Raw genomic sequence first — 8,535 nt, 5'->3', positions numbered from 1 at the left:
ATGACGGAGAACCGCTGGAGTTCGTGGCTGAGCGTTTCGGCTGTCGCCCGGTCGGCGGGGGTCAGCTCGGGATCACGGGCGAGGACGACGATTGCGGGTACCGCGTCCCCACCCGGCAGGAGCTTCTCGGCCGTGAGCACGCGGGTGGACTCGGCGTCGGTGGGCAGGAAGGCTGAGGCGTCGTTCGTCTGCGCGCCGGTCAGCCTGCCGGCGAGTGGGGTGGCGACGACCGCTATGATGATCCATAGTAGGAGGGTCACCCACGTGAGTCGCGGCCGGGCCGGCCTTGCCGCTATCTTCCAGGCTTTCGCCACCAGCGCCCTCCGCGTCCCGTCTCCGGTCCCAGACACCGATGGTCGCAGTACGGCCACGTCACGCGGTAGTGATACGGCAGCGCCATGCGCTCTGGCGGTGCTGTTGAGATGCCGGGTCAGGGTTCGTCCATGCAGTTCGTCCATGTCAGCGGCCCGACGACCAGGTGAGCGATGAGCGGAACTCCGAGCAGGGCGCCGGCGGCGACCAGCCGCCTCGTCACCGCGTGATCAGCTGAGCTCGGGGGACTGTCCGACCGGTGGCTGTGTACGAGGATCACGGCTTCGGCTCGGTTGCGGATGGCTGGGCGGAAAACCTCTGCCGGTGATACCCGAACCTCGTTGTCGATGCCTACAGAGATTAGCGAGGCGGGCAGCAACATGCCGCGCCGGACAGGAACGAACAATGCGACCTCCCGGCTCAGCCGGGGGGCCCATCGCTGAACGTCGACAACAAGTTCGGAAAGCGAACCGGTGAGGATCACGAATATGAGGATAGGAGTCCGCATATCAAGGTGCCATAGGCCGACCGGTCTTGTGGAGATCGGTTAGCTTGGGCGCAATACCTCTGTGGATATGTACCCGGTGACCGCGCGGGCGAGCCGGATGTCGGAAGTGAGCAGAGGGCAACCGGTCTGCACCGCGAGATCGACGAACAGAGCGTCGAAGAAACGCAGGCTGAGTTGGACGGCCCAGTCCGCCGCCCGTTCGAGCGCTTCAGCATCGGTCGGTCGGATCTCCACGCCGAGATCGTCGATCGCGCGGACCGCCTTGACGTAGCTGTTGCGGTCAAGGAGCCTCGGCACATAGCCCTTGTTGCGTAACACGTGGGCAAGTTCAATCCGTGCGATGTCGGTGGTCACCAGCGCGATTTCGTCGAGCACGAAACGCTTCTGGATTTCGCGGGCATGTTCGTAGCCGTCCTGGGCGAGGAACCACCGGACGAACACCCCGGTATCGACGACGTAGATCTGCGCGGTCGAGAGGCCGTGAGCTTCCTGCACTGGGACCATGGCGGTCGCGTCCGCCGATGCGTCCCGGGTCTCAGCCACGGGGAACCTCGCGGAACCGGTCGAGCTCCTCGTCCCCACCGGTGACACCCTCCAGCCGCGCCCGCGCCTCCTCGATCGCGGCCATTGCCTCGGTCTTGGTCATCCGCCGCGGTGGCGGCTGCGAGGCGAGTAGTTTCTCACGCCGCAGTGTATGGACGAGATCGACCAGCTCCCGGAAGCCGGTCAGTCGGGTCTCGTGCCGACGGAAGGGCTCCTCGTCAATCCGGAGATAAATCCACCGGGCGCCGGCTGCGACTGTCGCGTCGACGGCCCAGCGGGCGGCGCGGGCGTCCTTCACGGGCACATCGGGATCGGCCAGTCCCTTGGTCTCGATCAGGAAATGGTCGCCGTTGGCAAGGCGTGCGACGAAGTCGGGATAGTAGTAGGCAAGCCGTTGCCGCTCGCTGCGGTATTCCAGTGAAAAGCGGGTCTGCCGGGCCAGTTTCGCGAACGAATCGACATCGCGGCTGCGATCGAGGAACGCGCAGAAGCGGGTCTCCAGCTCGTTGTCACATGGCTGGAAGTTGAATACCGACTTCGTCGCGGCGAAGGTGTCCCGGCTCCAGAGGAAGGGCTTCGTGGCAGACAGCAGGAGTTCTTTGACCTCCCCGGCACCGATGGCGGAGGTTGTCAAGGTTGCCTTGTCCACGGCTTCTCGCACCACAGCGATGACGGCTTCCCGCACGCTGGGTTCCGTGAGTGCCTGGAGGACGACCGGGTCGTCGAAGTCCACCGGGCCGCCAAAGGCCCGGCGTTCGACCCAGCCGCGTACCAGCGGCGCGATGACGGCGAACTGCCCGGTCAGCCGGGTGTCGCGCTGCACTTCATGGGCGAACCAGGCCAGCACCGCGGACGGGTCGTCCGCATGTGGCAGAGGGAACCGCGCGCGTTCGACCTCCTGGCCGGAGAGCAGGTCCCGGCCGATGTAGTCGATGGTCTCACTCCGCAGGGTGTCGGGCAGCGCCAACCGGCGTTCGGGCAAATCCTCGACCCGCAGTGTCGACAGGCCGGCCGTGGTGCGGCTCAGCACGCGGGGGAGTAACGGGACGCCGATGTCGTAGGCCAACCGGTCCGGCTCGACGGTCACCACCTGCCCGCTCGGCCCGGTGTCGTCGAGGCTTTCCCGCCCGACGCCGGCGTACTCGGCGTCGTCGAGAGCCTTGTCCCAGAGATTGCGAAACGCCTCGTGGTCGATGATGACGACGCTTTCATCGACACCGGAACCGGGCGGTGTCATCCGCCGCAATCCTCGCCCCAAGGTCTGTTCCGGTAAAATATTTGCTTTCGCTGTCAACGGTCGCAGCGGCACGATCACGCTGACGTTCCGTACATCCCAGCCCTCGCGGAGCATGAGGACGCTGACGATCGCGCGGTACGGGCTGTCGGGTAGGTCGACTTCACGTGCCCACTTCCGGGCTTCTTCCAGCTCGTCGGTCCTGATCTCGCCCTTGTTCCTGCCGCTCAGGTTGACGTGCAGGGTGAGCACCCGGCCGGACAGGTCGTGCAACGTTTCGAGATGACGGGCGATCTGGTCAGCGGACGTCGTATCCGCGGCCATGACGAACAGCAGAGGCATCCGTCCGGTCGGTTCCAGCGCTTTCCGGAAGTCCCGCCACTTCGCGACCCCGGCGCCGATCCGCTGTCGGTACCGGACAGAGGCGTCATCACTGACCTCCTCGGGTGGGCCGCCGGACAACTCGCCGATCACCGGCCGTTTGACGATACCGTCCTCGATCGCCTGGCTGAGCGGGTAATCGACGACGGTCTCGGGGAAGGTCCGCCCCTGCTGGTCACGCGGTGTCGCGGAGAAGTCGAGTTGCGCGACCACGCCGCGTTCTGCGAGTTCGTGCAGCCGCCGGATGGTCTGAACCACTTTCAGCGGTTCCCGCGTTTCGGACTGGATCTCGTCGTGGACGTGGTGTGCTTCGTCGTCGACCACGAGAACCCTGCCTCGGGCCGCGAGCCGGCGCAGTGGCGGGTCGGCCGCTACCGGATCCCTTAGCGGTCGGCGGCCGACGATCGCGTCAACGGGGTTCGCCGATCTGGGCTCCGGCCGTTCGTACAACGCCTGGACGTTGGTCAGCAGCAGGACCCCGGGCGCGGCCAGCGGGATCGGGTCGTGGCGCAGGCAGACCGCCAGGTCGAAGTCGCGCCGCCATTCCGGCGGGAGCACAGGGTCCCGTCGGAAGATCCGGGCGTGCTCGAAGTCGTCCCGTAACCGCTCGAAGACGATCAGATTCGGTGCTGTCACCAGCGACGTGGTCGACATCGGCGAGTCGGGTTCCCGCAGCGCGTGGAAATACGACCAGGCGATCGCCAGGCTCATCACCTTGGTCTTGCCGGAACCGGTGGCCATTTTGACCACGTAGCGGGCGAAATCGCGCGGCTCGACGGGAAGCTCCTGGCGAAAATGGAGGACCATCTCGTGGGCGGTCCGGATGCCGACGACTTCGTGCAGGTAGATCAGCGTCTCTATCGCCTCGCGCTGGCAGAAGTACCAGCGGAACGGAACGCCCGGCTCGATCTCGTGTTCCTCGAGGAACCAGTGTTCCAGCAGCCGCTGGGTGGTGTTGCTCGCGCCGGGGTACCCACCGCTGCGCCAGGCCGTGACTTCGGCTCGCACTGCCGGTACCAGTGGTGCGACACTGCCCCGCCGCGTCGCCGGAATGGCGTACGGATCGGCCCGGGTAAGGGTCTCAGCGGATTTGGCTGTCACGGGACGGTTACCGCGACGGCCGTGGTGGTGTCGTTTCCGAAGACGTCGACGACCTTCACCAGGACGGTGTACGAGCCAGGGCCGTCATACGTGTGCTCGGCGGTCAGCTCAAGCGTGCGTTGGGCGCGGGTACGAAAGCTCTGCCAGGCATTGCGGAAGGTGTCCGTGTCCCCCTCGGAACCGAAGGTGAAGTCGACCGCCCAGTAGTCGACATAGTCGCTCCAGCCGGAGATCTTGTCGCGGACACCGGCCGGTATCAGGTCGGGATTCGACAGGGTGAAGTTGGCAAGGGTCACCGCGACTGTTCGCCGCCGGAGTCTCGTCTCGACCGTGACATAGGCGAGTTCGTGGAAGGTGATCTCCCCGGCGGCGACGTTGCGCGGGTCCATAACCTCCCGCGGGATGCGCTGGAGGGAGAGCTGTATCCCGGCGGCGCGGGCCTCGTCCTGGACCAGCTCGTGCAGGCCCATCTCCCATTCCCAGCCCAGCACGTCCAGGCTGTGATACCCGGCGGCGCGTGCCTCATCAAGGGCGTCCTTGATCTGAGCGTGGGAGACAGCCGCGTCGACCGCTCCGACGTGCACGGCGTGTGTGCCCTGAGTGCCGTGGATGAAGGTGAAACCCGTGGCGGGCGTCGCTCCGTACAGGTCGATCACGAAGTCGAGGTAGGCCCGGTACTGCTCGCCGGTGGTTGCGGCCTGCCACACCTGCCGTTCGTACCGGCCGAGGTTGGCGACGTCGAACGGCCGGCACCCGACGGTGTCGAGAAGGCGTTTGCGGGTCGTGTGGATCGCGAACCGGCCGATATCCACGGCGATCCAGCGCCGGCCCAGCTTCTCGGCCACCGCCGCGGTCGTGCCGGACCCGGCAAAGCAGTCCAGGACGATGCTGCCCTCGTCAGAGGACGACCTGATGATCCGCTCTAGCAGCGCCTCGGGCTTCTGCGTGTCATACCCAAGCCGTTGGTGCGCTTGGGAATTAATGGGGTCTATATCGGTCCATGTATCCTGTAGGGAGACTCCATCACTCTCGTCAAGATAGCGTTTGAATCGCGGGACCGCACCCGGGCGCGGCTGTACCACCCTGTTTTCTGCGACCAACTGATTCATGCGATCTTTGGAGTAACGCCAGTATCTCGTCACTCCCATTACCTCGTAGGATGGATTTCCCTTTGCAGCTCCGCCGGGACCGGTCATGTCCCATAGGCCGTAGCGTCTTCCGGTCTCCGACTCCACATGTGGATATTTTGCGGCCAGATAGTCTTCGTCGTGGGCCGTATTGATCGTGTTAAAAATAAAATTTGAACTTTTGCTATAATATGTAATGACGTCGTGGACCGGGCCGAACTGCCGGCCGCCCTGGCGTCCATCTGAATGTGCGGTTGTCCGCTTCCAGATGATTTCAGCGCGGAAGTTCTCGGGGCCGAAGATCTCGTCGAGGATGGCACGGGCGTGGTGGCTGACGTTCGGGGCCAGGTGCAGGAAGAGCGACCCCCGCTCGGAGAGCAGCTCCCGGAGCAGGATGAGACGTTGGTAGAGCATCTGGAGATAGGAGTCGACGCCTTTACCCCAGGTGTCCCGGTACGCCTTCTCCTCCACGATCGAGGAGATCTTGGCCAGATCCTGGTCAGCGCCGTTCGTACCGTCGCCGACCGCGATCCGGACCTTGTAATCCTGCCGGGAGTCGAACGGCGGGTCGATGTAGACGAGGTCGACCTGCCCGGCGAGCTCGTCCGCGAGGCTCGCGAGCACATGGAGGTTGTCGCCCCAGATCAGCCGGTTGCGCCAGCCGCCGTCGCCGCTGTCACCCGGGTCGGCCTCGAACAGCGAGCCCCGGTCGGCCCGCGGGCTGTTGACCGTCTCGACGACCTGCAACGGCAGCCGCAGCCGCGGCACCTCCGCCGACTTGCCGTCCCATTCCAGCCGCACCCTGCTCACCGGACCACCTCCAGCGTCCAGTATCGGGGATGGGAGACCCAGGCCTCCCGTCCGGCAGCTTCCTGTGGACAGTGACCTCTGGCGAACCGTGGCCTCCTGTGGACAACGGCGTGCCGGCCGGACGGTTCACACCGGGGTCGTCCCGGCGGGCGGGCCGAGCAGGTAGCGCAGCAGGACCACGTCGCCGATCCGGCGGACCTCGGCCAGCTGCATCCGGTGGCCCGGATGGTGCGGGAACGTGCCGTTGCCGACGAAGCGGGGCGCGGCCGGATCGCCGACGAAGAACGGCGCGATCACCAGATGGATCTCGTCCGCGAGTCCGGCGGTGAGGAACCGGGTGTGAACCGTGCCGCCGCCTTCGACCATCAGCCGGCGCACGCCACGGGCGGCGAGGTCGGCCAGGACGACGGTCAGGTCGAGTGGGTCCCCGGCGTCCACGATGGATGCCACGTCAGCGAGGCGCTCCCGGGCCCGGGCCGCCGCGGGGCTGGCAGCGTAGACGATTTTCTCAATCGTCCCCTCGGTGAAGAAGGCGGCTGTCGGGTCGAGCTCGCCGCGGCTGGTGATAGTGATCTTAATTGGGCTCTCCGGCAGGCCGCGGGCCGTCCGCTCCTCGCGGCGGGTCGTCGACCGGACCATCAGCCGGGGGTTGTCACGACGGACGGTGTTCGCGCCTACCAGGATGGCGTCGACACCGGCACGGACCTCGTCGACCCGGTCGAAGTCGGCGTCGTTGGACACCAGCAGGCGTCGGTCGGTGGCGTCGTCGATGTAGCCGTCCACGGACATGGCGACCGACAGCAGGACGTACGGGCGTTCAGCCACGCGGGACTCCGACTTCGGCGGACCAGGCGGTGGCGATGTCGGCGGCGACGGTGACGTTGTTGCGGACGACCGCGATGTTCGTCGCCAGGCTGGCGCCGGCTGTCTCGCGGTGGAAGGTCTCGAGCAGGAACGGGGTGACGGCCTTCCCGCGTATGTCGCGGCGGGCCGCCGCCGCCAGCGCCTCGGCCAGAACGCGGTCGTGCAGGTCATGGTCGAGCTGCTCGGTCTCAGGCACCGGGTTGGCAACGATCACGGCCGAGCGCAGGCCGAGGGCGTCCGCATCCGCCATGACGGACGCGACCTGGTGCGCTGCGTCCACCCGCCAGTCGAGCGTGAATCCAGTGCGTGACCGGTAGAACCCGGGGAAGATGTCCGTCCGCCAGCCGAGCAGGGTCACGCCGAGGGTTTCGAGCCGCTCGAGGGTGGCGCCGACATCCAGGATCGACTTCACCCCCGCGCAGACCACAGTGATCGGGGTGCGGGCCAGCGTGACCAGGTCCGCGGATTCGTCGGCGCTGTCGGCCCAGCCGCGGTGCACCCCGCCGAGCCCACCGGTGGCGAACACGCGGATGCCGGCGCGGGCGGCGAGCAGCGATGTGGAGGCGACCGTGGTCGCGCCGGTGCGGCGCAGTGCGCAGGCGACCGGGAGATCGCGGACGGACAGTTTCGCAACGTCAGGCGCATCCGCGATCATCGAGAGCGCGCTCGCGTCCAGACCGATCGTGGGCGTCCCGGCAATGACGGCAATCGTCGCCGGGGTCACCCCACGGGCGCGCAGCAGGGCTTCCAGCTCAGCTGCGACCTCGCGATTGCGCGGACGGGGTAGCCCGTGGGCGATCAAGGTCGACTCGAGCGCGACCACCGGGCGTCCCGCAGCCAGCGCCACCCGGACCTCGTCGGCAATCGCCAGCCCTCGCACCGGCCGACATTACTCGTACCGGCTCGTCGGCGTCATCGGTTGCTGTAGCCCGACGGGGTCAGGCGAACAGTTCGCGGACTGTCACCGGACGGAGCCCTTTTTGCTGCAGGCCGGCGACGATCCGTGGCAGGGCCGGAATTGTACCGGCATGCCCGAAGTGCAGGCTTATCACCGATCCGGGTTGGACCGTTGCCAGTGTGCGCGTGACCACAGCGTCGGCACCGGGGTCGGTGTAGTCGAGGGGATCCACATCGTAGGACAGACAGTGTGCGTAACCGGCGCGGCCGGCCTCGGCGAGTACCGCCGGGGTGCTGTGGTGCATCGCCGACGGCCGGAAGTAGTCCCCCGGTCCGCCGGTCACCCGGTCCATGATTTCTTGCGAGCGCTCCACCTCCGTGCGCACCACGGAAACGCTCTGCCGGTCGAGATCGGCGAGATGGGTGTACGTGTGGTTCCCGATCTCGTGCCCGCCATCTCTGACGCGACGGGCGTAGTCCGGATACCGCTCCAGCCAGTTGCACACGAACATGCAGGTAATCGGTACACGTGCCTGTGCCACGGCGGCGAGGAGCCCGTCGACCAAGGCGATGTCACCGTTGGTGTGGAATGTCAGGGCCACCTCCGGGCGTCCTGAACTCGCGCGCATCAGTTCGGTTGCGGGCCCGCCCGCCGCGGTCGGCGTCAACGCGGTTGCCGACGGTTGCGTCGGTTGGGAGGCGGCTGCGGGTGCCGCCGGCGCGGGCGAGGGTGCGCCTGCCTCGGGTTGGGCTCCGGC

General features: G+C 66.9%; 7 protein-coding genes and 1 pseudogene. All 8 read right to left on the bottom strand.

Features of this window, described 5'->3' with window-relative positions:
- A pseudogene (locus tag U9977_RS17660) lies at positions 1-260 on the bottom strand (MMPL family transporter); the annotation flags it as partial.
- A 170-nt stretch (positions 261-430) separates the two neighbouring features.
- Positions 431-694 (bottom strand): JAB domain-containing protein, encoded by a 264-nt coding sequence (locus U9977_RS17655; RefSeq protein WP_322750383.1) that lies wholly within the window; start codon positions 692-694, stop codon positions 431-433.
- Positions 695-859: 165 nt separating this feature from the next.
- Positions 860-1,363, bottom strand: a complete 504-nt coding sequence (locus U9977_RS17650; RefSeq protein ID WP_322750377.1) for a type II toxin-antitoxin system VapC family toxin — start codon at positions 1,361-1,363, stop codon at positions 860-862.
- Positions 1,356-4,079, bottom strand: coding sequence for a DEAD/DEAH box helicase (locus U9977_RS17645; RefSeq protein WP_322750376.1), 2,724 nt, complete (start codon positions 4,077-4,079; stop codon positions 1,356-1,358). The genes U9977_RS17650 and U9977_RS17645 overlap by 8 nt, the downstream gene beginning before the upstream one ends.
- A complete protein-coding gene (locus U9977_RS17640) occupies positions 4,076-6,016 on the bottom strand; it encodes a site-specific DNA-methyltransferase (protein WP_322750375.1) in 1,941 nt (646 codons plus the stop codon). Before U9977_RS17640 ends, U9977_RS17645 begins: the two co-directional genes overlap by 4 nt.
- Positions 6,017-6,142: 126 nt before the next feature.
- On the bottom strand, positions 6,143-6,841 hold the full coding sequence (locus U9977_RS17635; protein WP_322750374.1) for a RibD family protein: 699 nt from the start codon (positions 6,839-6,841) through the stop codon (positions 6,143-6,145).
- Positions 6,834-7,760: a pseudouridine-5'-phosphate glycosidase gene (locus U9977_RS17630; protein WP_322750373.1), complete on the bottom strand. Its 927-nt coding sequence runs from the start codon at positions 7,758-7,760 to the stop codon at positions 6,834-6,836. Before U9977_RS17630 ends, U9977_RS17635 begins: the two co-directional genes overlap by 8 nt.
- A gap of 58 nt (positions 7,761-7,818) precedes the next feature.
- The coding region (locus tag U9977_RS17625; RefSeq protein ID WP_322750372.1) for a polysaccharide deacetylase family protein at positions 7,819-8,535 on the bottom strand (717 nt) is incomplete at its 5' end.

This window comes from Protofrankia sp. Cas8, assembly GCF_963555845.1.
Taxonomy (GTDB): Bacteria; Actinomycetota; Actinomycetes; order Frankiales; family Frankiaceae; genus Protofrankia.
The sequence above is the reverse complement of the archived record's forward strand: the minus strand, read 5'-3'. Positions and strand labels throughout refer to the sequence as shown.